The sequence below is a fragment of the Teichococcus vastitatis genome (genome assembly GCF_003604215.1).
Classification (GTDB): domain Bacteria; phylum Pseudomonadota; class Alphaproteobacteria; order Acetobacterales; family Acetobacteraceae; genus Pseudoroseomonas; species Pseudoroseomonas vastitatis.
Genome location: NZ_QXGS01000231.1, coordinates 1 through 572, shown reverse-complemented (window position 1 = coordinate 572; position 572 = coordinate 1). Strand labels below are relative to the sequence as shown.

At 67.8% G+C, this 572-nt stretch carries 1 protein-coding gene; it reads left to right on the top strand.

Annotated features, from left to right (window positions below; genetic code table 11):
* Positions 1–437: transposase (locus D2K64_RS24055; protein WP_157986131.1), on the top strand; the 437-nt coding region annotated here is incomplete at its 5' end.
* Between the last annotated feature and the right edge of the window lie 135 nt (positions 438–572).

The following is a 572-nucleotide window of genomic DNA, read 5'->3' as shown; positions in this document are numbered from 1 at the left end:
GCTACAAAAGCCACATCGGCATCGACCGGCGGCACGGGCTGATCCGCCGCTGGGCGGTGACCGATGCCGCTCAGCACGACAGCCGCAGCTTTCCGGCTCTCCTGGATCCCGGGAACACCGCCAGCCGCGTCTGGGCGGACACCGCCTACCGCACCAGGCGCCATCTGGAGGTGCTGGAACGGCGCGGGCTGAGTGAGCGCATCCTGTTCCGCCGGCCACCTCGGCGCGAACTCCCTGAGCTGCAGGCGAAAGCCAATGCATCACGGGCCCGGATCCGCTCAGGCATCGAGCATGTTTTTGCCGCCCAGAAGCACCGCATGGCGCTGTTCGTGCGCACCATCGGCCTGGCGCGGGCCCAGGTGAAAATCGGCATGGCCAATCTGGCCTACAACTTCACCCGCCTGGCCTGGCTCAGCACCCGAACTGCGCCCGCATAGCCCCACAGCTCCAACAAAGAGCGGCACCGGCCGCCCTGAGCCGATCACCCAGCTCCATCAGCAGGGGCGCGTTGCGATCTGAGGCGACCATCCTGCGCGCGAAGGCCGTGCAGCAGCGGGTACTTCGAGGTGTCC